This window comes from Bradyrhizobium sp. RDI18, assembly GCF_043203335.1.
Lineage (GTDB): Bacteria > Pseudomonadota > Alphaproteobacteria > Rhizobiales > Xanthobacteraceae > Bradyrhizobium > Bradyrhizobium retamae.
In genome coordinates this window covers 3,256,940-3,281,527 of sequence record NZ_JBICRN010000008.1, presented here as the reverse complement: position 1 = coordinate 3,281,527, position 24,588 = coordinate 3,256,940, and the positions used below count along the sequence as shown (strand labels likewise).

General features: G+C 58.4%; 12 protein-coding genes and 2 pseudogenes. 8 read left to right on the top strand and 6 right to left on the bottom strand.

Annotated features, from left to right (window positions below):
• Positions 1 to 743 precede the first annotated feature (743 nt).
• Positions 744 to 1,724 carry a glycosyltransferase family 2 protein gene (locus ACFXS9_RS24730; RefSeq protein WP_392692982.1) on the bottom strand — a complete coding sequence of 327 codons (981 nt, stop codon included), beginning with the start codon at positions 1,722 to 1,724 and terminating at the stop codon, positions 744 to 746.
• Positions 1,725 to 1,889: 165 nt separating this feature from the next.
• On the opposite strand from ACFXS9_RS24730, the gene asnB reads away from it, so the two are divergent.
• The 3 genes from asnB to ACFXS9_RS24715 all read left to right on the top strand — a co-directional run bounded on the left by asnB (position 1,890) and on the right by ACFXS9_RS24715 (position 6,017).
• The gene (gene asnB / locus ACFXS9_RS24725) at positions 1,890 to 3,758 is read left to right on the top strand and encodes an asparagine synthase (glutamine-hydrolyzing) (protein WP_392692979.1); all 1,869 of its coding nucleotides are present in this window, start codon (positions 1,890 to 1,892) and stop codon (positions 3,756 to 3,758) included.
• A gap of 11 nt (positions 3,759 to 3,769) precedes the next feature.
• Positions 3,770 to 4,669 (top strand): glycosyltransferase, encoded by a 900-nt coding sequence (locus ACFXS9_RS24720; protein ID WP_392692976.1) that lies wholly within the window; start codon positions 3,770 to 3,772, stop codon positions 4,667 to 4,669.
• Positions 4,670 to 5,135: 466 nt separating this feature from the next.
• Entirely contained in the window at positions 5,136 to 6,017 is an 882-nt protein-coding gene (locus tag ACFXS9_RS24715; protein WP_392692973.1) for a glycosyltransferase, read from the top strand.
• On the opposite strand, the gene ACFXS9_RS24710 is transcribed toward ACFXS9_RS24715, so the two are convergent.
• On the bottom strand, positions 6,008 to 6,682 hold the full coding sequence (locus ACFXS9_RS24710; protein WP_392692970.1) for a hypothetical protein: 675 nt from the start codon (positions 6,680 to 6,682) through the stop codon (positions 6,008 to 6,010). The genes ACFXS9_RS24715 and ACFXS9_RS24710 overlap by 10 nt on opposite strands.
• Entirely contained in the window at positions 6,645 to 7,451 is an 807-nt protein-coding gene (locus ACFXS9_RS24705; RefSeq protein ID WP_392692968.1) for a hypothetical protein, read from the bottom strand. The genes ACFXS9_RS24710 and ACFXS9_RS24705 overlap by 38 nt, the downstream gene beginning before the upstream one ends.
• Before the next feature lie 418 nt (positions 7,452 to 7,869).
• Between ACFXS9_RS24705 and ACFXS9_RS24700 the strand changes: the two genes are divergently transcribed.
• Positions 7,870 to 9,180, top strand: a complete 1,311-nt coding sequence (locus ACFXS9_RS24700) for a right-handed parallel beta-helix repeat-containing protein (protein ID WP_392692965.1) — start codon at positions 7,870 to 7,872, stop codon at positions 9,178 to 9,180.
• Positions 9,181 to 9,273: 93 nt separating this feature from the next.
• Here ACFXS9_RS24700 and ACFXS9_RS24695 read toward each other — a convergent pair.
• A pseudogene (locus ACFXS9_RS24695) lies at positions 9,274 to 9,526 on the bottom strand (integrase core domain-containing protein); the annotation flags it as partial.
• 746 nt (positions 9,527 to 10,272) lie between these two features.
• Here ACFXS9_RS24695 and ACFXS9_RS24690 point away from each other — a divergent pair.
• From ACFXS9_RS24690 to ACFXS9_RS24680, 3 genes are all read left to right on the top strand, one after another.
• Complete coding sequence (locus ACFXS9_RS24690) at positions 10,273 to 13,254, top strand: Ig-like domain-containing protein (protein WP_392692963.1); 2,982 nt, start codon at positions 10,273 to 10,275, stop codon at positions 13,252 to 13,254.
• An 83-nt stretch (positions 13,255 to 13,337) separates the two neighbouring features.
• Positions 13,338 to 15,290, top strand: a complete 1,953-nt coding sequence (locus ACFXS9_RS24685) for a type I secretion system permease/ATPase (protein WP_392692960.1) — start codon at positions 13,338 to 13,340, stop codon at positions 15,288 to 15,290.
• On the top strand, positions 15,275 to 16,588 hold the full coding sequence (locus tag ACFXS9_RS24680; RefSeq protein ID WP_392692957.1) for an HlyD family type I secretion periplasmic adaptor subunit: 1,314 nt from the start codon (positions 15,275 to 15,277) through the stop codon (positions 16,586 to 16,588). Before ACFXS9_RS24685 ends, ACFXS9_RS24680 begins: the two co-directional genes overlap by 16 nt.
• Here the strand turns inward: ACFXS9_RS24680 and ACFXS9_RS24675 are convergent.
• The gene (locus ACFXS9_RS24675) at positions 16,542 to 17,720 is read right to left on the bottom strand and encodes a metallophosphoesterase family protein (RefSeq protein ID WP_392692954.1); all 1,179 of its coding nucleotides are present in this window, start codon (positions 17,718 to 17,720) and stop codon (positions 16,542 to 16,544) included. The two genes, ACFXS9_RS24680 and ACFXS9_RS24675, sit on opposite strands and share 47 nt — an antisense overlap.
• 578 nt (positions 17,721 to 18,298) lie before the next feature.
• Here ACFXS9_RS24675 and ACFXS9_RS24670 point away from each other — a divergent pair.
• Positions 18,299 to 18,886, top strand: coding sequence for an acyltransferase (locus ACFXS9_RS24670; RefSeq protein ID WP_392692952.1), 588 nt, complete (start codon positions 18,299 to 18,301; stop codon positions 18,884 to 18,886).
• 134 nt (positions 18,887 to 19,020) lie between these two features.
• Here the strand turns inward: ACFXS9_RS24670 and ACFXS9_RS24665 are convergent.
• Positions 19,021 to 24,187 (bottom strand): annotated as a pseudogene (locus tag ACFXS9_RS24665) (DUF4082 domain-containing protein).
• Positions 24,188 to 24,588 lie beyond the last annotated feature (401 nt).

Here is a 24,588-nt window from a genome sequence, read left to right as displayed (position 1 = left end):
CCTTGAACAATCCGATCAGTGCCCGGTTGTTGGTCTCACTCGTGTTCGCGCGCAACTTGGGAAAACGACGAGCGAGTTCGAAGGTCCCAGCGCACGCACGAGTTCTTACAGTGATCAACTGCCGAATCCCACGCGCTGGAAACACCTTTGACCTGGCGGACGTCAGCGTCTCCCGTTCTTCGGGCTTGAACTTACGGCGAACGAAGGTGTCGTCGGCAATGACATCCGGAACCTGTGCGAAGCGTGTGCACCCGGTTTCGGACAGTGCATATACGGCCGATCCGCCAAAGCCCTGACGGGAAGTTGGAGACGGCGGCGAATTGAAAAACAGAGACGCACCGGCCAGGAACAACCCGTTGTATCTAAATCGGGTGTGGGCGCGACCGCCATCATGTCGCCCCGTTCGAGACGGGCCGCCAGCGCTCGAATCGCATGAGAAGTAATGACGATATCAGTGTCGACGTAAACCCGCGGAAAGGAGCGGGAGACCTGATCACCCAGATCCAGGGCGTGAAAAATTTTCGGGATTACCAAATCGCTTATGGCCGTTCGGAAAAATTTCGGGATCGCGCCTAAGGCGTGAGTCTGGCCCATTTGGATGGCAGCCGTGCGGGGCACCTCGCGTTCGTTCCGTCTGCGCAATCCCGCCCCGACGAGACGACCGCTGTTGCCATCTGCTGGTAAAAGAAGCAAAAAATCGGATGTAGATCAGCTCGACAGCGGAAGCGCGATTGACATTCCGATCAGCCGGGACTGGAAGACGGGCCGTTCCCAGTTTCCGGCCAGCCATGCCACCATTCGGGCCGTCGTCGCCAGATCTCGCCCCAAGTTTGGGCAGCCATACGCCGCCCTAGCGCGCGCGTTGCCCAGTATCGGCTGAGCGGCCAAAGCCGGAAGAGCATCAGGCCGGCCGGCCGCTGCCAACGAGGAAAATGCCGCCGGATCAGCAGCACCTTGGCACGCAGTAGCCGCACCATTTTGTCGGACCGCACTGTTTCGGAAGCACCGGCATAATGGACGATTTGAGCTTCGGGCGTGATCATCGGCCGCGCCCCCTTCGCCTGGGCGCGCAGGCAGAGATCGGCTTCTTCGCCATACATCACGTAGCTCGGGTCAAAACCTCCGAGTTCCTTCCAGAATTCTCGTCGGATCAGTAGGAAACACCCGGTGACGATATCGACCCCGCGCTCGCTGTCGCGCGACCAACCGCCGTAACCTTCGGGATTGAAGAGCGTGCTGCGGCGGAACAGGCTCGATAGCCCCACGACCTGGCTCGCCACGCTCCAGAGCGTCATGCGCCGCCAACAGTTGGTCGGGTTGAGGCTGCGGTCACCGTGAAGCGTCCGGCCGCCCCAGATTCCAGCTTCGGGCACACGACGCGCGAAATCAAGAAGCCGGTCGATGGCTCCCTCAAGCACGACGGTATCGGGGTTGAGCAACAGAAGATACTCCCCGCGGGCATGGGACGCAGCTATGTTGTTGGCCTTGGCGAAGCCGTGGTTCTCGATTTCCGCCATCAGGCGGACATCTGGAAACTCTGCCGCGACCGCAGCGGCGGATCCGTCGGACGAGGCATTGTCCACCACAATCAGTTCGAAGCGCTGGCGTGTCTGCGCAAAGACCGACCGCAGGCATTCGAGCGTCATCTCGCGCGTGTTGTAGCTGACGACGATAATGGAAACGAGGGGCGCAGACTGCCCGAATTCGCCAGTTATTTTCGTCACGCGCCGTGATCCCTGCTTTGCCGGTTGCAACCAATGCCAAAAACCTCGAAATTCTGTATTATGGAAGCCATCTCCGTGCAATCTTGCAGCGAGGTTCTTTAACCACGACCAATTGTGATGAAGCTCTATTCACTACAGATATTTTCTGACGGAAGGACATAGACCTTGTGTGGCATTGCGGGATGGATAGGACCGCCGGCGGATGCCGGACGCCTTCAAAACATGACGGACGCTCTTAGGCATCGCGGACCGGATGGCGAAGGACAGACCATTTTGCCCCTTTCCGGAGGCGCCGTGGCCGCACTAGGGCACCGGCGCCTTTCGATCATTGACCTCGCAGGCGGCAGCCAGCCGATGGCCAGCCATGACGGACGGTTCACCGTCGTGTTCAACGGCGAAATATACAACTACATCGAGATCCGGAACGAGCTCCTGGCGCGTGGCGCCCGATTCACGACCTGCTCGGATACCGAGGTTATCCTTGAAGCCTGGCGCACCTGGGGGGCCGAGTGCCTGCCCCGGTTCAGGGGCATGTTCGCCTTTGTGCTGCATGACGACCTTACGCGGACCGTTGTGCTAGCGCGGGATCAGTTCGGCAAGAAGCCGCTGTTCCTCGCCGAGCGGCAGACGGCTTCCGGGCCGGTGCTGGTGTTCGGCTCCGAAATAGCTGCCTTGCTTACTCATCCGGAAGTGCGTGCCGAACTCGACATCGACACGCTTTACCAATACCTCTGCTGGCGTTACGCCCCCGGCCCCTTCACTTTCTTTCGTAATATCCGCAAGCTGCCACCGGGAAGCTGTCTGATATGGCGGAACGGAGAGATGACGACGCGGCGCTACTGGACCGCTCCGGAAGAGACAGCGCTACACCGTACGCCACCCGCTGACCCCGTCGCCGGGTTTCTCGCTGTCTTCGATGAGGCGGTGAAGCTGCGCCTGAGAGCCGATGTGCCGCTCGGGGCGTTCCTGTCGGGCGGGCTCGACTCCACGGCGATCGTGGCGACGCTGGCCCATCTCGGCGCCCCTGAAATAAGAACCTTTTCGGTCGGTTTCCGGGATGATCCAGCTTCGGAATTGAGCTCCGCCGCCGAAACCGCACGTCAGATCGGCACGACCCATACATCGCTGGAACTCGTGCCGGATGACCTGACCGCGCTGCTACCAATGCTCAGCCGTCATCGTGCCGCGCCAATCGCGGAGACCGCCGATCTGCCGATCTACATGATGTCGGTGGAGGCTGCGAAACACGTGAAGGTCATCCTGTCGGGTGAGGGGTCTGATGAGATGTTCGGTGGCTATCCGAAGCATCTTGTGGAGAGGCATCTTGGCCGCCTTGCCGGGCCGGGACTGCTGTCGGTCGCGGGGCATGCTCTACTCGCGGCGACATCTCCGGCTCCTGCGGTGGGCCGGAGATTGAGAATTGCCGCAAGAGCAATGAGCACGCGCCGGTTCGATGAGCGAATGGTCTCCTGGTTCGGCGCGCTTACCACGGCAGAACGCAAGACACTGTGGACCGGCCCCGCGGTCTGCCGCCAGCCCGATGCGCGCCCCTTCAGTGCGGCGGCGGGAAGTACACCGTTGCGCCGTGTACTGCATTTCGATCAGACGTCCTGGCTGCCTGACAACCTGCTCGAGCGAATGGACATGATGACAATGGCTGCCTCGATTGAGGCGCGCGCACCGTTCATGGACGTTCGGCTCGCGGAGTTCGCCAGCACCTTGCCGGACAGTCAGCGCATCGAATGGGGTGTTACTAAACGGATTGTCCGTGAGGCTTTGGGCCCACGACTGTCGAAATCGGTTTTAGCCCGGCGGAAGAACGGTTTCAGAATGCCGGTGACGGAATGGTTTCGCGGCCCGTTGCGCGATCCGGCGCGAGAACTCCTGCTCGGGTCGGATAGCATTAGCGGCCCCTACCTGGACCGCGCAACAGTCGGGCTCTACCTGGACGAGCATGCAAAAGGACAGCAGAATCACGACAAGACGCTCTGGGCTCTGTTCGCGCTGGAGACGTTCCTGCGCGAGTTCTTCTGATCGGACGGGCAATGCTGATCTCAGTCATCATTCCGCACCTCAACCAGGAAGCCTACCTCGCGCTTGGTTTGGAAGCCCTGCACGCCCAGCGCGCCATCACTAGCAAGATCGAGATCATCGTCGTCGATAACGGGTCGGCGAGGTTGCCCAGCACGGTTTGTTCTGCTTGGCCTGATGTCCGACTGGTCTCAGAATCCATTCCTGGCCCAGGGCCGGCTCGCAACCGCGGAATCCGCGAGGCGCGCGGTGACATCCTAGCATTTATCGATGCCGATTGCCGGGCCGATCCCGGCTGGCTCGCTGCGATTGAGGCCGCCTTTGCCGACCGACGTACTCGGATCATCGGTGGCGATGTTCAGGTCAGTTACGAAAATCCCTCGCGGCCCACATTTCTCGAACCATATGAAAGCATCTATTCCTACCGCAACAACGAACACATCGCAGAAGGGTTTTCGGGAACGGGCAATCTTGCAACGTTGCCGTCGGTCGTCGCCGAGGTCGGATCCTTCGCGGGGATCGAGGTTGCCGAGGACCGCGATTGGGGCCTGCGCGCCTGCGCGGCAGGCTATGCTATACGGTATGTACCGGAAATGATCGTGTTTCATCCCGCTCGGAAAACCTTCGCCGAGCTGACAGGGAAATGGGACAGGCACATCGCTCATGACTACGAGCGCATCCGGCCCCGACGCCTTGGTGCGCTGCGTTGGTTGGGCAGGGCGATCGCAGTTGCCGGATCTCCAGTTGTGGAATTTCGGACACTGCTCTTCTCGCCCCGTGTCTCAGGTCCGCGGGAGCGCATCTTGGCATTTCTCTGTCTGACCGCGATCAGGCTCTATCGCAGTGGCCGCATGATCGGAGTGCTACTCCGGGACGACAGCCTAAAAATCTCGGCAGCGTGGAATCGGAAATAGAAGACGGACGCACTGCTCCAAGATCGGACAATTGCCCACCTGCCATCAGGTGCCCACGCGCCGAGCCCGCTGCCATGATACGGAATACATCCGCGTTCTGATCCTTTTCCGGCTTGCCTTCGGTGGAGCCCATCCGGATCAGCAGGCGAGCCTCGATCGGATCGAACGCGGCGATCTTATGCGGGGTCATCATTGACGCAGGAGCTAAAGGTCGGTGCGAGTGCCGTCGTGACACGGGACGGGCTCTTGGACCCGCGAAACTACGGTCGCTGGCCAAGGGTGCGGCCAGCGGATCAAGTTAACGCTTAATCATAACCGCATTTTTAGAAATCGACGAAAAAACATCGTCCGCCGATTTCATTCTATTTGTTTATTCCCGTTCTTTGAGTTAATTTAAAATGGCATAATTAAATAAATTAACACCTGCCGCGCGCCAAAGACAGGAGCAGTTCCATTGCCTGCACCTATGACACCCAACATCGACCACGTTCTGCTAACGCGGTTTAACCTGCCTTCCGTAAGCGCCGAAAGTATAATCCGGGCTGAGGATGGCTGGCTACAACAACGCGTGGAACTATTCGAGAGATACTGTCTACCGTCTGTCCGCTCCCAAACCAATAAAGAGTTCCATTGGATCATATACTTTGACCCCGAGAGCCCTGAATGGCTGATGCGCTGGATGCGAGAGCACCGCCCTCTCGGCGTCTACCAGCCGTTCTTTCGATCCTCCGTGAGTCGCGCGGAACTCTGCGCCGACATCCGTACCGTTGTTGGGTCTCCGCGCGCCGAACTCATTACTACCAATCTCGATAATGATGACGGTCTGGCGACAGATTTCATCGATCGAATTCAATTGGCGGGTCGAAAGGGGGAAAGAACGGCGCTCTATATCGCACAGGGCCTTATCAAGAGTGAGAACACGCTCTACACCTTCAAGGACCCTCGCAATGCCTTTTGCTCGGTGCGGGAAACCTGGGAGTCTCCGATCACCTGTTGGTCCAACTGGCACAATCTACTCGGAGAGAACATGCCCGTAATTGAGATTGGCGGGGAGCCCGGGTGGCTGCAGGTTATTCATGGGCGGAACGTCAGTAACAGAATTCGCGGCAAGCGGGTAAGCTCTTCGTCTCATATCGACCGGTTTCCCGGCTTGATCAATGATGTTCGAAACGCAAGTGTGCACGAGCGGATGCTTGACCGCCTGGTGGCGCAACCGGCACGCCTCGCCAGGGAGGTAAGCAGAAAGGCGGTGAAAGCACTGGCCATGCGATTGCTCGGAAAGGACGGTTTGACCCGGGCAAAGCTGATCTGGGCGTCGTGGCGAGTCCGGAGCGGACCTCAGTTTTGACGACGTTGCGCTAGAGCCATACCGCGTCTGGAGGCCGGCAAAGATGGCCCGCCGAGCAACGCGCCCCTTTCACGGGCAGTTCGACGCCGATCGTCTGAAAGATCCAGACGATATCGGACACCGTCGTCGATCCGCGCGTCCAGCAGCCATACCCCGCTGCCAAGAAGAAATATAAACCAAAGATAAGCCGTTCCCCAGTAGTGGACTGTCCAGCCCACTAGGAAGAACGCCGTCATCATAATCAGATAAGCAGTTCGATAGGCGATCAGCCGGTCGTCCAGGCCCTTCCTGAAGCTCACGCCGAGAAACACCGCGAAGAAGGACAATACCATCAGAAGGCCACCCGGGATGCCGAACCTCATAGTAGTTAGGAGCCAAAACATGTCGACACTTGTCGACATCCAGCTAGATCGCACCCAATCGCCAAATCCAGTGCCAAAAAGCGGATGATTCAGAACCGAAGCAGAACCGAACTCCCAGATCAGTAGGCGATGCCAGCCTGTGGCCGGGTCGAAGGTAAAGTGTGAAATGTAGAACTGGGCCGGGGTCTGATTGGAGCCGAATACGACGGCGAGATAAGCTGCCAGGAACAGGCACCAGAGAAATTTCCAGCAGTACGGGCTCTTCCTAAAGAGCGCGCCCCACATCATCAACGCCGCCTGCACGACGATGGCCGCGATTGGGGCCGATGACAATGATAGCAAAGCCGTTGCTCCAACGAGCCCAGTCTTCAGCCACCGCTGAAACAGCGGAATGCGGTGGCCCAGGACCAGATGGGTCAGGGAGAGCGCTACCGGCGCAGATGCCGAACAGGATCGCATGCTCGAAAACGACCTGGGCTCGCCGAAGACCCGCACGCATATCGTTGCCGGCGTCCGCATAGGACGGAAGAATGGCTGCGAAAAGTTCCAGGAGAAAATTGCGTCCGGTCAGTGCCTCCGAGAGCGCGAACGGAAAGAGAAGCGCCACGATCCAGAACAGCATGCGTGCCATGTTGAAGAAGTCGTCGGCGTCCCGGATGTAGCATCTGGCCACAAGATAGGCGCCCATCGTTTCAACAAACAGGATGCCGGCCGGCTGCACGGCGTCTATCGGGCCTTGGACCACGAGTAGGCTCAGTGCGCTCCAGAGGCAGAACAGCAGCAGGGCTATGTCGGAGGCGCGTATCCGTCCTGACGCGCCGCCGATCCACTTGACCAGGCAGGGAAGGACCATCGCGAGTAGGATCACGCGGGAGATGGACAGCGAGACAGGACCGACTGTCACAACCCAAGGGAGGACCAAGGAGGCCAAGAAAAGACGAACGGGCCAAGGTAGTTTCTTCTTGCCCGACCGATCCGCACCGATGGCGTGTCGCCGGGGAGCACGGGGAATCGTTCCCTCCAGATCCCGGTAACGCCGTGACCCGGCGTAGACACCCACATCAATGCCCATCTACTACTCCGTTCCTGCCTTGTCGCCCGGAAAAATACATTTAGGGGTTAATCTTTGCCCAGTAGTTGTATTTAACAATTAAATTAAGGGCACTGCCAGCTCTTAATTCTTTATATAGTAACGTGCTTGGTAGGGTGATAAAGTGGCCACGGCCTCACGAGGTTTCAGTTGTACAGTGGTCGCCCTCAACAAAGCCCGACCGGTCTTGCCACTGTCTGCAAACAAGTCACGGACTGTGCTCTCAACGAAAGTCTCCTCGCGCCTTGATCGCCGCGTTGTTTGCGGCTTCAGTCGAAACAGCGCCAACGATGGCGGCGGGATTTCCTTGGGAATTTAATCATCCGCACTTCAAAGGCGTCGAGCTCCCGCCACCGCCCCCACGATATTCGGGGCGTTACGATTGGCATACAGACAACCGATGGCGCCAGCCCGATCTCGAGATAACTACATCCATGACTTGGCGAGCGGCGTCGCCGATCCGCATTATGACGGCATCACCGTCCTAGGCCGCCAAAACCATGTGGTAATAGAGCACAATGCGATTTCCGTATACGAGACAGTGGCGGGCTGCCAAACATATCATCAAGATCAGGTACGATGGATGGGGCTAGTTCGCGATCCTGATCAGCAGGGCGGGACAAGCATGAACCGGAGTCTGTTTTTTGTCGCCATGGCTTGCCTAGCCGCGGGTTTTTCAAGCGTGTGCTTCGCGCAGGATCACGCGACAGGTGATTCAAACAAGCTGTCCCCGGAGGAATGGCAATCTCGCGTCAACGCCACTCGTGAACGGCTGGAACAGCGGCGGGAAGAACTGCGGCTCGAACGCGAGAAGCGACTTGGACCTAAGCGGGAAGAGCTGCGGCTCGAACGTGAGAAGCGACTTGGGCCAAAGCGGGACGAGTTGCGGCGTGAGCGCGAAAACAAGGGCGGCGAGCTCCCGCCACCGCCCCAGGCGGGAAGCATCATCGATCCAACTCGCTTCGGCCTGCCTACCGCGGATACGGCGGGTGTCCCGGCTGACGTTACCCTGACGAACTATAGTGGCCCAATGACCATCACGACGCCGGGCGCAGTGATCAAGAACGTCATCATCAACGGAACGCTTTCAGTTAAGGCAGCGAACGTCACGATTAAAAACTGTATCATTCAGAATTTTGGATGGTGGGGCATCGAAGGTGAGGGAGCAGCCAACCTTCGTATCGAGAATTGCGACATCATCGGCCCGGGCGCCAGGGCGGCCAGTAATTCGGCAATCCTCGGATCGGGAACGTTCGTCGGCAACGACATTCGGGGCGTTACGATTGGCATACAGACAACCGATGGCGCCAGCACGATTCGAGATAACTACATCCATGACTTGGCGAGCGGCGTCGCCGATCCGCACTATGACGGCATCACCGTTCTAGGCCGCCAAAATCATGTGGTAATAGAGCACAATACGATTTCCTTACCCAATGACCACGGCACGGCCGCCGTCTTTATCAAGAACGACTTTGGCCCCATTAACGATGTGGTGGTCAGGAACAACCTGATCTACGGCGATCCGTCGTATGCGATGTACGTGGCCGCCGTGACACCAAACGGCGCTATCACCAACGTCGCGATCGAGAACAACTACATTGAGCGCGGGTCTTACGGCTACATCGCGGTCGAGAATTCGAAGCCGACCATCCGCAACAATATCCAATGGGATAACCAAAGAGAGCCCATCCCGTACCCAAAAAGATGATGGCCCTTTTGCTTGGCGTATCTGCGGATACGGATTCCAGTTCCCCGCACAGGCATTTCGAGAATGGAGGCTCTGGCTCATCAGGGTTAGAGTTTAGGCGGCCTGCGGCTGATGCTGCAAGCGACGGTTTGCAATAGTGGCACGCTTGATGTGCAGGCGTTCTTGCGAGGATTGTCTCAGCTCTCCCGAAGTAAACCTCGGCCGGAGTTAGGTTGTCGAGGCTGTCGTGATAGCCCACGTGGTTATAGTGCGCGACGAAAGCGTCGATCTGCCGTTCGAGATCACCTGGCAGATAGTCGTTGTTGAGCAGGATGCGGCTCTTCAGGGTCTGGTGCCAACGCTCCACGACTTATTTTATTTTACGGCAGCGCCGATCCGCACTACGATGGCGGCGTCACTCTCCTGGGCGGCCAAACCATGGAAATCTGATGATGGGATATTTCTATAGATGCGCCTATGCCCGATGAGGGAAATTGTCAGATGTCGAACACCTGGAGGCACGGCCAAACGGAAATGATCGCGCATATTTAATAGGTATACAGTCAATCGCTTCGGCAATTAATATTAAATACGACAATTTAAATTACTTACCGTTCACCAGCCCGCCTCGATCTGGTCAGATCTGTCGATGAAATAGTGAGATCTGTCGATTAAATAGAATGAGAAATATTCCGCGAAACAATTTTTAAAGCGCAGCTTTTATGTTGCGTGTGCCGGATCAACGAGTGCCGAAAGCGTCAATATTATCAGCTTTACTAAGCCGCGAGAATCTCGATACTCCAATGTCGCAGCCAAGAGCTTCGTTTCAGTGTAACGCCACCGTCGCGAATGCTGTTTGTGCGCGATTGGCGCGCCACAATTCCCACAAATCCCGTAAGCGTAAATATCTCTGGGGTTTAGTCGTGCGGGCACCCGTTTTTCGACGCCGCGAAGGCAAGCAAACGATCGAAGAGAACAAAAATGATCCCGGCTAAGCCCACTTAAGGTCTCAAAAAAGCCTTCCCCGTTGGATTACCAGCCTAATCACGTAGCCATGCATCTGTCGCGCGCCGTGAGTCAACATCCTACCGCCGTGCAAAAGGGGAGATTCACATGACTGGTATCGTTGATCCTGCCCGTTTCGGCATGCCGGACGCGACGACTGCTGGCGTAAAGGCTGGCGTGACGCTCACCCCCTACACGGGGCCGATGAACATCACGAGGGACGGCACCATTATCGAGAACATGGTCATTAACGGCCAACTTACCATCGACGCTGCGAACGTAACGATCCGTAACTGCATCATCCAGAGTAATGGTTGGTGGGGCATCGAGGGCGAGGACGCGCCCAACCTTCGGGTTGAGTACTGCGATATCATCGGAGGCAACTTAACCAACTCGGGCATTCTCGGCTCCGGAACGTTTGTCGGCAACGACATTCGGCATGTCTCGATTGGCATCCAATTAACGGACGGCGCGAGCACCGTCAGTAGCAACTATATCCACGACTTATTCTACGGCAGCGCCGATCCGCACTACGATGGCGTCACCCTCCTGGGCCGCCAAAACCATGTGGTGGTCGAGCACAATACGATTTCCGTACCCAGTAACGGCGGCACGGCCGCCGTCTTTATCAAGAACGACTTTGGCCCCATCAACGATGTCATCGTCAGAGACAACCTGATGCTCGGTGACCCGTCGTTCACGATGTACACGGATGCCTCAACATCGAACGGTGCCATCACCAATGTTCTGATCGAGAACAACTACCTCGACCGAGGGTACTACGGCTATATCTCGGTCACGAACTCGAGCCCGACCATTCGCAACAATGTCCAATGGAACAACAACACCGACCCGACGCCTTACCCAACCTCGGCGCCGCCCCCGCCTTCGACGCCCACCGCGCCTTCCGCACCGACGATCGCGTCGTTCTCGAACGACACCGGCGTGGCCGGCGATGGCATCACCAGCGACAATACGCTCCAGCTCAAGGGCACGGCGGCCGCCAATAGCACCATCAAGATCTACGACGGCTCGACCCAGATCGGTACCGCGACCGCCAGTTCGACGGGAAGCTGGGATTACATCACCTCGGTCCTGAGCAACGCGAAACATGTGCTGACCGCGACTGCGACCAATTCAAGCGGCCAGACCAGTGCCGCGTCTGCTGCGGTGACCATGACGGTGGATACGGTAGCGCCGACTGCCCCGGTCCTGAGCAGCAATTCCATCGTCAATGCCAACCAGGTCAAGCTGTCCGGGACCGCCGAGGTCAACAGCAAGGTCACGATCTACGACGGGAACACGGTGGTCGGAACGGGAACGACGAACTCGAGCGGGGCTTGGAGCGTCACGACGAATGCCTTGTCAATCGGCACTCATGCGCTGACGGTCAAGGCAACGGACGTGGCCGGCAATGTGAGCACCGCATCGCAGTCGATCAGCAGCGTGATCAGTGGGTCGTCGTCAGCGCCAACTACGCAGATAGAGTCGGCTGGCACGACGAGTTTCGTTCAGAGTGGTGACAAGTACTACCTCAACCCTGTGGCTGGAGGCGCGGGGCCCTCGCTGAAGCTCAACGGCGTAGCGGTGGTCTCTGGTCAATTTGGTGCGTGGACGCCGATCGGTGCCGAGCAGACGGCTAGCGGATATCAAATCGCGTGGAAATACAAGGGTGCAGACCAGTACCTTGTGTGGGCCACTGACAGCAACGGCAACTTCATATCCAACGCCATCGGCGTTTCGTCGGGCAGCAGCACCGCGCTGAAGTCGATGGAGACGAGTTTCCATCAGAACCTGAACGGCGACGGCACGATCGGTGTGCCAACGGCGGTCATCGAGACTTTTGGCTCAACCAGCACCGTCAATATTGGGGGCAACTACTTCCTTAATCCTGTGGCTGGAAGCACCGGACCGTCGCTGAAGCTCAACGGCGCAGCGGTGGTCTCTGGTCAATTTGGTGCGTGGACGCCGATCGGTGCCGAGCAGACGGCAAGCGGATATCAAATCGCGTGGAAATACACGGGCGCAGACCAGTACCTTGTGTGGGCCACTGACAGCAACGGCAACTTCATATCCAATGCCATCGGCGTTTCATCGGGCAGCGGCACCGCGCTGAAGTCGATAGAGACGAGCTTCCATCAGGATCTGAACGGCGACGGCACGATTGGTGTGCCAACGGCGGTCATCGAGTCGTACGGCTCGACGACCTTGATTGGGACCGGTGCCAACTACTTCCTTGACCCTGTGGCTGGAGGCACGGGGCCCTCGCTGAAGCTCAACGGCGCAGCGGTGACTGCCGGTCAATTTGGTGCGTGGACGCCGATCGGTACCGAGCAGACGTCAAGCGGATATCAAGTCGCGTGGAAATACAATGATGCGGACCAGTATCTTGTGTGGGCCACTGACAGCAACGGCAACTTCACATCCAATGCCATCGGTGTTTCGTCGGGCAGCAGCACCGCGCTGAAGTCGCTGGAGACGACTTTCCACCAGGACCTGAATGGCGACGGTGTAATTGGTGCTTCTAGTGCGGGTGCGTCTGTCGGTTTGACCACGATGTACAAGGACTGGAGCGGCATCGTCACGATCAAAGGCGTTGCCGATGCCAACAGTCAGATCAAGCTGTACGATGGCAACGCATCGCTGGGAACGGTAACTACGGCTGCCGACGGCACCTGGTCATTCAAGACGTCGTCCGCCGTATCCGACGCTGTACATACGTACACTGCCAAGCAGATCGATAGCAGCGGCCAGGTCGTTGGTACTTCAGGCAGCGCGCTTCTTGGCTCGACAGGCAGCAACACGCTGAAGAGCACCTCAGGTAATGACATCCTGGTTGGCGGCGGTCAGGCCGACACTTTCGTGTTTGCCGCAAATTTCGGCCGCGACGTCATTAAGGATTTCGTGGCGAGCGGAACTGTGCAAGACACGATCCAGTTCAGCAAGAACGTATTCGACAACTTTGCGAGCGTTCTCTCGCACGCGAGCCAAGTTGGTCAGGATATCGTCATTTCCACCGGAAGCGATACACTCACGCTGAAGAATACCAAGCTGAGTGCGCTGAGTGGTCAGGACTTCCACTTCGCCTAAGCAATGGTTGTAAAACGGAGTTGGTATTTAATCGGCCTTGGGGATATCACCTCAATAAGGGCATGGTTCAAGGGGCAAGTGCCATGACTGATTTCGGACGGCGGGGGGTAATCCTCCCGTCTGAGAAGTTAGCGCAGATAGAAGTATCGAATTGGGCGGTATTTGTCGCCGCCCTGGGGATTCTGGCGGAACGTACGCGCTCGCGCTTGCGCATTTCAGAGTTGACTCAATGGGCAGAGCGGGTGGTCGAAGGCATTCGACAGCGCCTGTTCTCGCGCTGGCGCTCGGCGCAAGATTACGACGAGCCGCGATCCGAAATATCGGTCTTCTTGGGGTCGTGCCGCCGGATATTCTGGGCTCTGGCAGCGTTCAGTGGTCTGAGCAACCTTCTTATGCTCACCGGCTCATTCTTCATGCTTCAGGTTTACGATCGGGTGCTGCCGGGCCGCAGCATACCGACCCTGGTCGCGCTCTTGTTGCTTGCAACGGTGCTCTACGCATTTCAGGGCGGCCTGGATCTGGTCCGAAACAGGATCAGCGCGCGGATTGGACGCTACTTCGACGAAAGGCTCGGGGTGCGCGTATTCGATTCACTGGTTCGTCTTCCGCTGAAAACGCGCGGCGATGGTGACGGTATGCAGCCGCTGCGGGATCTTGATCTGGTCCGCAGCTTTCTTTCGGGAGGCGGGCCGATCGCGCTGTTTGACCTGCCGTGGATGCCAATTTATCTCGGCATCTGCTTTCTTTTTCATTTCTGGATCGGCGTAACCGCACTAATAGGCGGACTGCTGCTGGTCGCCATAACGGTTGCGACCGAGATGCGAACGCGCGGGCCGGCGAAGGCATCTTCGCGATTGGCGGTTTCACGCAGCGCGCTCGCTGCAGAGGGGCGACGAAACGCCGAAGTTCTCCAGGCCATGGGCATGAGGCGGCAAGCTGCGCAACGCTGGCAGTCCATCAATACAAAATACCTTGCGGCGCACGAGAGCGCGAGTGATGTGGCGAGCGGACTCGGTGGGCTTTCCAAGATCCTTCGTTCGTTTCTCCAGTCTCTGGTCCTCGCCGTTGGCGCGGTCCTTGTCATCAATCAGGAATCCACGGCAGGCATCATCATTGCTGGATCGATCCTGACGGCCAGGGCACTTGCTCCGGTAGAGACGGCGATCGCCAACTGGAAAGGATTCGTCGCCGCACGTCAGTCCGGACAACGGCTGGATCAGTTGCTTGAACTCCTGCCCAAGGAGAAGGAGCCGCTCGCGCTGCCGGCGCCGACCGAGGCGTTTGTCGTGGAGCAGCTCTATGTCGCGGCGCCGGATTCAGAGAAGTTGATCCTTAGTGACGTTTCGTTCCAGATGCGAAAGGGACAGGCCGTCGGAATCATTGGGCCGAGCGGGGCCGGCAAGTCGACGTTGGCTCGTGCGCTTGTCGGTGTCTGGCCACGGCTTCGCGGTAAGATCAAGCTCGATAACGCTGCGCTGGATCAGTGGTCCTCGGAAGCATTGGGCAGACATATCGGTTATCTGCCGCAGGATATCGAACTGTTCCACGGCAGCATCGCCGTCAATATTGCGCGATTTGATCTAAAAGCTACTCCGGACGCTGTCCTGGAAGCGGCACGGATTGCAGGTGTGCATGATCTCATCCTTTCATTCCCGGAGGGCTATAGTACGCAGGTTGGTGAGGGCGGAATGACCTTGTCCGCTGGCCAGCGACAACGGATTGGACTTGCGCGCGCCTTCTACGGCAATCCCTTCCTGGTGGTGCTTGACGAGCCGACCTCAAATCTCGATGCAGAGGGGGAAGCAGCTCTCACCGAGGCTATCGCTAGCGTGCGTAACCGCGGTGGCATCGTCGTAGTGGTTGCCCATCGTCCAAAAGCGCTTGAAGGCGTCGATCAGGTATTGGTAGTGGGCGATGGAAGAGTGCAGTCGTTTGGTCCGAAAGAGGAGGTTCTCAGGACCGTGCTGCGGACACCTGTGCCGCTCAAAGTGGTGGCGGACAGCCACCAGGGAGGCGCGAGATGGACAGCGCGATAACCCCGGCGCTGCACTCGATTCAGCGGTACATTGTCGTTGGAATCATCATGACGGCGTTCGTGACGTTTGGAATCGGTGGCTGGGCGGCGACTTCGCAGTTGTCAGGCGCCGTGATCGGACAAGGCGTCGTCGTAGTCGATTCGAGCGTTAAGAAAGTTCAGCATGGCACTGGCGGCATTGTAGGCGAACTGCGGGTCCGAGACGGAGACAAGGTTAATGCGGGTGACATACTAATTCGTCTCGATGAAACACAGACGCTTGCTAACGCGACGATCGTCACCAAGAGCCTCGACGAACTGCTCGCTCGCCAGGCTCGCCTCGAAGCGGAACGGGACAGCGTCGACGAGATTGCGTTTCCAAAGGCGCTGCTGGAAAGGATGAAAGACAGCCGTTCCGAAGCCGGGCGAGCCATCGCTGCCGAACGCGCGTTATTCGATCTTCGCGGCCAGGCGCGGAACGGGCAGAAGTCTCAGCTCAAGGAGCGACGAGCGCAGCTTCAGGATGAGATCAAGGGCTATACAGGACAAGCCGAGGCCAAGCAGAAAGAAGTCAATTTCATCCTCGGGGAACTGGAGGGAGTTCGTGGCCTCTGGCAGAAGAATCTCGTCCCGATCGCCCGTCTCAACGCGCTGGAGCGCGACAGCGCTCGTCTGGAGGGCGAGCGTAGTCAACTGGCCGGGATGATCGCGCAGGCAAAGGGAAAAATCGCCGAGGTCGAGCTTCAGATCATCCAAATCGATCAGGATTTGCGAACCGAGGTCGGCAAGGATTTGATCGAAACCCGCTCAAAGCTGTCCGAACTTGCTGAACGAAAGATCGCGGCGGTGGACCAGCTCAATCGCATCGACATCCGAGCGCCTCAGTCCGGCCGAGTTCACCAGCTCGCGGTCCATACTGTCGGAGGCGTGATCGCCCCGGGCGAGCAGATTATGCTTATCGTGCCGGACGCCGACGCCCTCGCAATTGAGGTCAAGATTGCTCCCCGCGAAATTGATCAGGTCTATGTCGGGCAACTGGCGACGCTCCGGTTCGCGACCTTCAATCAGAAGACGACCCCCGAGATTGACGGGGAGGTCGCGGTGGTCTCCGCAGACCTCACGCAGGAGCAGCGAACTGGCGCGAGCTATTACACGGCTCGCGTTCTGCTCAAGCCCGAGGAACTGGCAAAGCTCGGATCGGCCAAGGTGGTGCCAGGTATGCCGGTCGAGGTCTTTATCAAGACGCCGTCGAGAACCGCGCTGTCCTATCTGCTCAAGCCCTTGCAGGATCAGGCGCAGCACGCATTGAAGGAGCGCTGAGCGTTGCGTCCAACTCGTCACTGGCTAACTGGATAATAGCAGTGTTCTCGATGACGACGCAGGTAAGCCGCCCTGTTGCGTAAGCTCCTGTGTCGATATTGAGCCGGTTCAGCCGCAGATCGGGCTCGTTCACTGGTGTATGGCCGTGCACCACAAATCGTTCGAACGGCTGTTCGCAGTTGAGAAAATCGTCACGAATCCACAGCAGATCATTCTCGGTCTGCTCGTGGATTGGAACGCCGGGACGAACGCCGGCATGGACGAAGAGAAAATCGCCACAGCTAAACGTCAAGTCGAGCGATTGCAGAAAATCGAGATGCTCTCGCGGAAGAACTTCCGCGAACTCGGTCGCCAGCATGGTCTGTTCGTCTCGATCAGGATTGATGCTCGGTCTAAGACCATACGAAAGCAGGGTTTCGAGACCGCCGTACTGTCGCCATTCGTCCAAGCTGCGTGGATCGGCGAGGAAACGCGGCAGGAATGTTTCATGGTTTCCGCGAAGGAAGATTGCTTCGTGGCACTGCTGCCATCGTAGCAGCAAATCGAGCACATTTCGCGAGTCGGGTCCTCTGTCAATATAGTCACCGACAAAGACGGTAATTGGGCGGGGGGCCGGACGTTGTTTGCAGTCGGCGTCGATGGCCGCCAGCAGCCTCTCCAGAAGATCGGAGCGGCCGTGCACGTCGCCCACCGCATATATTCTGATACCTTCAGGGAGTGCCGCGCGCGTTTGGTTGCCCTGGCCAAGCGCCCTGGTCGAGACGTCAGCCTTCGACATGGATTGCGCGCGCCGCGAACCCCAAGCTCGACCCGCCGGCGCCGAGACCTGGGCGGCTGCAAGGCGGCGAATGCAAGAGCGCCACAACTCCCGAATACGTGTCGGTTCGGAGCTACGGGGCAGAGGCGGTTTTGACCTCTCGTCGAGCGGAGGTGTCAGCACGTCCTTCTGCCGTGCCGTTTGCTCGCACTCGAGCCGCTCGATGCCCGAATCAGGCGTCATGTGATCGCTTTGATCTTTTGCAAAGTAGCGTCCACTAAGCACATCCATTCGCCTATGATGAAACGTCATCGCTGCGATCGAAACGAGTAGAACCACTTCCAAGCCAATAATGACAAGGAGCTCTTCGAGCATAAAATAGACAAGCTCTTAATTTTAAATGATAATATAATATATTTAAATGATAGCTTGCCGAGAAAATTGCCGCAATATAATATCTCACATTAAATTGGAGATATTTAATGTGATTCACTGGTTGTTCGACCATGTCACTTGGGATGGGCAAGCCCTCTTGGTGCCCGCAACAACAGAGTCCGGCCAAGTCCTATGCAGGATGCCGCGTAACACCATATGCAGCGTCTGTATTCCGAGGCGATCGGTCGCGAGATACAGTTGACCGGCAGAGGATCGCAGAGAAGCTCGCCCCGTTCTTGGCTGCGAAGTTGTCGCAATCCACTAACGTCGATGCCGTAGAGCTATTTCCTTGGGAGGTCCAGGATTGACGAAAAGCATCCCTCAGTGGAAGGGCTGCCGCGCGTTCGGAAAACTTTGGCCGGTTAAGGATACGCAGGAAGACGAATTCTTTTGACAGGTCACCAGGGGCTGTGACGCCAAGTGCAACGACCGGCAACTTCGCCATTCCCATGACATGCCAGAACGCGTAGTTTCAGGTCGAGATCCCATTCATGCGTAGGCGGAGAGCGCAGAAGCCCATGGACTCAAGGTTTGATCATCGAATCACCGAAGAACAGGCTGACGAATGGTTGGCGCTCTGTCGGCGCTTTTTTCAACTTCTTGCAGCTCGCAAGAAACGACAGTTCAATCGAAGAGTGTCAATCGCGGATTTGCTTTCCGAACGGCATGACAATGCTGCTGCCTATGGGTTCGGAGAGGGCACGACGATGTATGATAATGTGCTCGTCCTGAGTGACGTCATCGTTGGTCGAAATACCTGGATCGGCCCGGGCTGCCTTCTGGATGGATCGGGTGGGGGTCTTGAGATCGGCGATTGGTGCTCCATTTCCGCTGGTGTTCAGATCTACACACACAACACCGTGAATCGCTCGATCTCGCTTGGAGCGAAGCCGGTCGACTACGCGCCGACAAAAATCGGTCACGGGGTCTACATCGGCCCAAATGCCGTCATTCAGATGGGGGTGACGGTAGGTGACAGAGCGGTGATCGGCGCAAACTCGCTGGTCAATCGGGATATACCACCAGGAGCTAAGGCCTTCGGCTCTCCCGCACGACTTTACGGCATTGAAGCATCTCGGCCGAAATCCGAACGGCCCGACGAGTGAACTAACTCCTCAGTGTTTGGCAGCAATCCATCGATCTGACATGCCGTTCGGCAGCGAGACGTCCATCGGAGCCGGGCGATCGAGGACTTGGTCCAAGTCGCCGAAGCCCCGATGAAGCGAGCAAATTCTCCCTGTCAGGCCACAAGTTGCGGACGGAACAGAACGTCGACGCCATAACTCGTGGAGTTGAAGCTGTTCGTCGGAAAAAGTGCGCCTGATCCGTAAGCGTAAACGCCGTTTCCTCCACTCGTGGCGGACGATGGTGCAGTCAGCGGTCCGTTGGTAACCGCCGAGTTAAACAGGCCGGGATCGGCGGCGTAGTTTCCTGACGTGTGATAGGACGCAATATACGTCGTTCCTGCAGTGATCGTCACCGGTGTGGCGAAGTTCACCTGCTGCCAACCGCTCGCCGTCTCGTTGGTGAAGGTGGCGGTGGCGAGCAGGGTGCCGGTACTGGTCCAGAGATGCGCGACATGGGTACCGGTGTTCGATGGGCCCTTGTAGAAGCGCAGCCCTGTGACGTCGCCGTTGCTGGACGCCTGGAATTTTAGCCCGAGCTCGACTGAGTTCGGATCGTTAACTGATACCAGGCTTGGCGTTGGATTGGAGCTGAACAGGCTTACGACGCTCGCTGATGCCGGGTTGACCGTCAGACTGGCCGACGCATTCGCCGAACCACCCCGGCCGTCGGAAATGGCATAAGTGAACGAGGCCGGTCCCGTATAGCCGGAGTCGGGTGTGAAAGTAACGGCGTTTGTCTGGGCGTTGAAACTTGCGGTGCCGTGGACGGCATTGCTGACGCCAGTGATCGTCAGGTTATCGCCGTCCGGATCGGTGTCGTTGGCGAGCAGCGCAGACGCTGCGATCGTGACCGTGGAGCCTTGAGTGACGCTGAATCCGGAGTCGTTCGCTGCGACCGGCGCTTGGTTGGCACCGCCGCTCGCGGGGCTGAAGAGCACATCCACCCAGTAGTTAGTGGCGCTGAAGGTGCTTGTCGGGAACAGGTTTCCCGTGCCGTAGGTGTAGACGCCGTTGTTGGCTGCGGGTGCCGTGAGCGGTCCGTTGACGTGCGCAGTGGTGAAGTAGTTGCTGGTGTACGCGTAGCGGCCATTGCTGTGGTAGCTTGCAACGTAGGTGGTTCCGGCGGTGATTGATACCGGGTTGCTGAACGTCACCGTCTGCCAGCCGCTCGCTGTTTCGTTGGTGAAGGTCGCGGTCGCAAGCAGGGTACCCGTGCTGCTCCACAACGAGCCGGTGTGGGTGCCGGTATCATTTAGTCCCTTATAGTACTTGATGCCGGTAATGCTGCCGGCGGAGGAGGATGTGAACTGCACGCCGAGATTGACTTGGGAAGTGTCGGGGTCCGAGAGAACCGCCGGCGTGTTCGAACTCGAGAACAAGCTCACCGTCGGCGTGTTCACTGTCAAACTTGCCGTTGCCGTTGCCGCGCCACCACGGCCGTCCGAGATGGCATAGCTGAAGGATGCGGCGCCGGTGTAGCCGGTAGTCGGCGTGAAGGTGACGACATTGGTCTGGGGGTCGAAGCTGACGGTGCCGTTGACAGGAGCGCTCACGCCCGTGATGGTCAGCGGATCGCCATTCGGGTCGGTGTCGTTGGCAAGCAGAGCCGATGCGGCAATGGTCAGAGCCGTATTCTGTATGGCGTTATAGCCGCTATCGTTGTTTGCGACTGGCGGCTGGTTGGCTGCCGCATTGACGGTCAGACTGACCGTTGCAGTGGCGCTGCCGCCCTGTCCGTCGGCGATCGCGTAGCTGAAGGACGCGGCGCCGGTGTAGCCGGTAGTCGGCGTGAAGGTGACGACGTTGGTCTGGGCGTTGAAGCTGACGGTGCCGTTGACAGCACCGCTCGCGCCCGTGACCGTCAGTGTACCGCCGTCCGGATCGGTGTCGTTGGCGAGCAGCGCCGCGGCCGCAACCGCCAGCGCGGTGTTCTGCGTGGTGGTGTAACCGCTATCGTTGTTGGCAACCGGCGGCTGGTTGATGCTGGTCGACGTGAATACCACATCGACCCAATAGTTTGCGGCGCCATAGGTGCTCGTCGGGAAGATGCCGGTTGTGCTGGTGCCGCCATAGGCATACACACCGTTGCCGCCGGCGATCGCCGCCGTGGAAGGTGCGGTCAAGGGGCCGTTTGTGACGGACGTGTTGAAGTAGTTGTTGGTCGCCACATAGGCGCCGGTCGTGTGGTAGGATGCAACGTAGGTGGTGTTGGCGGCGATCGAAACCGCGGACGGCAGGGTAACGGTTTGCCAGCCGCTGGCTGCCGTATTGGTAAAAGTCGCGCTGCCGAGAAGGGCGCCCGTTGCAGTCCAGAGATTTAGGACGTCGGTGCCAGTGTCGCCCGCACTGCGATAGAATTTCAGAGCCGTGATCTGGCCGGCCACAGATGACGTGAACTTCATCCCAACTTCGAGCTGGGCTCCGTCATTAAGGTTGGTCTGCGCGGGTGTATCCGACGCGCTAAACAGGCTGACCGGAGCCGCTCCAGGCGGCACTACCGTCAAGCTGACATTGGCCGTCGCCGTCCCGCCACGTCCGTCTGAGACCGTGTAGCTGAAGCTCGCCGGACCGGTATACCCGGCGGTGGGCGTGAACGTGATGGTGTTGTTCTGGGGATTGGGCTGGGTGTTGAGGACGACGGTGCCGTTCGTCGGCGCGCCCACTCCTATGATGCTTAACGCATCGCCATCGGGATCGCTGTCATTGGCGGTCAAGGACGACGCCGCGATTGTCGAGGCCAAATTTTGGGTCAGAATTGGCCCGGTATCATTCGTTGCCACCGGCTGGTTGTTGACGGTGGAAGTATTGAACATCACGTCAACCCAGAAATTCGTTGACTGAAACGTGCTTGTCGGGAACGCGACGTTACCGCTGTAGGTATAGACGCCATTTCCATTGGCGAGAGCGGTCAGTGGACCGCTCGTCACGTTGCTGGTGAAGTAGTTCACGCTGGAGGAGTAGTGGCCCACATTCGTGTGGTAGGAGGCGACATAGGTGGCACCCGCCGTCAGCGTGACCGGATTGGAGAAGGTCACGCTCTGCCAGCCGGACGCCGTTTCGTTCGTAAAGGTGGCGGTTGCCAGCAAGGTACCGGTGCTTGACCAGAGCTGGCCGGTGTGTGCCTGTATCCTGGCTGCTCTTGTAGAAGCGGATTCCGCTTACCGCGCCGGCCACCGAGGTTTGAAACCTCACACCCAAATTAACCGCGCTTGCGTCCACAGTATTGACGGTGGCGGGAGTTGACGAGCCCGAGAAGAGCGAAATGTAAGACGGAGCGGTGACGACTACCGTGCGACCTGCTGAAGGCGTTTCCAGATTGATGGAATCGTCGACCGCACGGCTCTTGATGGTGTAGGTGCCGGCGACCTGGGGCGACCAGGTATAGGTCCAGTTCTCGTCACCGGTTGCATTAAACCAATTCACGCCGCCGTCTGTTGATACCTCCACGGCGCCGATCACGCCGCCACCCAGATCCGATGCCGTGCCGGAAATCGTGACCACACTTCCCGCACTGAAGCTTGCTATAGGATTGATGGTGGAGGTTGGAGCGGTGGAGTCAGTAGAGGCGGTAGCGGCGACCAGGCCTGACTGAAGCGTCCCCGGCTGAATACCCATGTCAGCCAGAAGATTGACCATCGCCTGTTGCACGCGTGGGTCGCTGGGAGTTGGTACCAGGTCGTGGTTGTCGCTCAGGCCCCACGACCAGTAGACCGTGCCGGCCCCGAATACCAATGCACCACTCGGCGCGCGATAGAGCGTCAGGTTATGGGTCGAGACGCCGGCCCCGGTTGTGTTACCGTAGTCAAGTAGATAGGTATTGACTGGAAGCGTCGTCGAGGACAGCCGGACCAGTCCGGCGGGATCGAATCCGTTGTCGGGCGCTTCATCCCACTCATAGCCGAGATAGTTATCGGTCAGCGTCGCAGTCTGTCCAGGCTGAAGATTTGCAACGCTGGTGTTGCGCCAGAAGCGCAGGTTGGCGTCGTCGTAGGGAATTGTGATTGCCTGCAAGGCGTCGCCATTATTGGCGCCGACATCATCGACCTGGAACATCTGTCCGATCAAGGCATTTTCCGGAATGCCACCGCCGACCGCCGGCGGGCTGAGGCGCGGATCACGGAACGTCCCGGTCCACTCGTTGCTTGGATCGATCGACGCTGACGGCGACCAGGTCTCCTTGTAGGAAATCAAGGTGCGGTAGGCGGTGGCGTCGCTGCTGATGCTGTTGCCCCAGCGCGTGCGCCAATACATCTCGTTGCCGCTCCAGAACGACAGATTCACGCCGGCATCACGGGCCGCCTGGACATTGGCGCGTTGCTGCCCCGACCAGTATTCGTCGTGACCAACATCGAGATACATTTTGTGGTTAAGAAGCAGACTGCCGTAACGGTCTACATCGACTCCTGCCATGTAGGAGACATCGTAGCCGTTCTGCTCCAGCCAGTAGATCGCCGAGTACTCGGCGCCAAAGAGATAGTCCTGCGGACCGGAAGCAGTGCCTACGCTGCCCCTGGTGGCAATCGGGCGATTGTAACTCACCGCGTAGGCGCGTCCTCCACCTTGACCCGTCGCGGGACCATTGCCGCCATAGAAATTTGCGCCGCCCCATCCATTATAGGCCTGCCAGGTCGTGTCCGAGGTTTGGAAGATGATGTCGCTGGTGCTGCTGTCATCCCTCACGATGAAGGGGATATGATTGGCTCCTTCAACGCCGTCCTGGCGCACGAGTTTTGCGATATAGACGCCGGACACTGCATCCGCCGGGATGTCCCAGGATGCGGAGACAGACCAATTGCCGGCATCGACCAGGCCGGTGGCCGCGTCGCGCAGCGGCGCAGGCTGATTTTGTACGCCCGTATGCTGGATCGTGGTGACCAACCGAGCACCCATGCCGCCGTAGTAGCCGAGGCGATAGATCTCGATCCGGTAGTTTGATGAGTTCGTATTGATCTTGAAGTCAACTCTGCTGCCATTATCGACGCTGATGTCGGTGGCAAAACCTTCGATATTCGAACTGCCAGCGCCGTCGATATCCCACACACTCTGCGGGGTGCCCTGCTTTTGATTCTCAAGAACGATCGGGTTTGTGGACGTTGCCGCGGCGGCCGCGAGATTGGACGATGTCGTTGTGGTCGCTGGTGAGGCCCTTGCGGTAATATCCTGCGTTGCAGTCGTAACCGAACCAGACAGAGTTCCGATTGGGCCGGGCGCTGTCGGGAGGCCAGTCTGACCTCCTACCAACGCCCAATCCTTGATCGGAGCAACGTTCTGTGTGGACATATCGGCGCTGACCGAAGCTCCCATGACACTGGTCTGGCTGGTCAACACGAAATTCGCCCCGCCGGACACTTGAGTGCCTTGCAACTGGCCGATCAAATGCACATGCGCCAGAGTGGCTGCTGTTTGATCGAGCATCTGTGTTGGGGCCAGGAAGTAGCCGCACCCACAAATGGCGGCAACCGCCGGAGGCGGAGCCGAAGATCCGATCGGGGGTGGAGCTAACGCCGCCGAAGGGACCCTGCCAAGGAGGACGACGGGCTCTGACATTGCTGGCTCGTCTGCCGCCGAGGCAGGCGCACGGACTACCGCTGTCACACCTGCAAAGCGGGCCTCTACAATTTCAGTGAACGCGGACGGCGCGATACCGACAGCGTTGAGGTTCGGAAATTCCCACCAGTTTC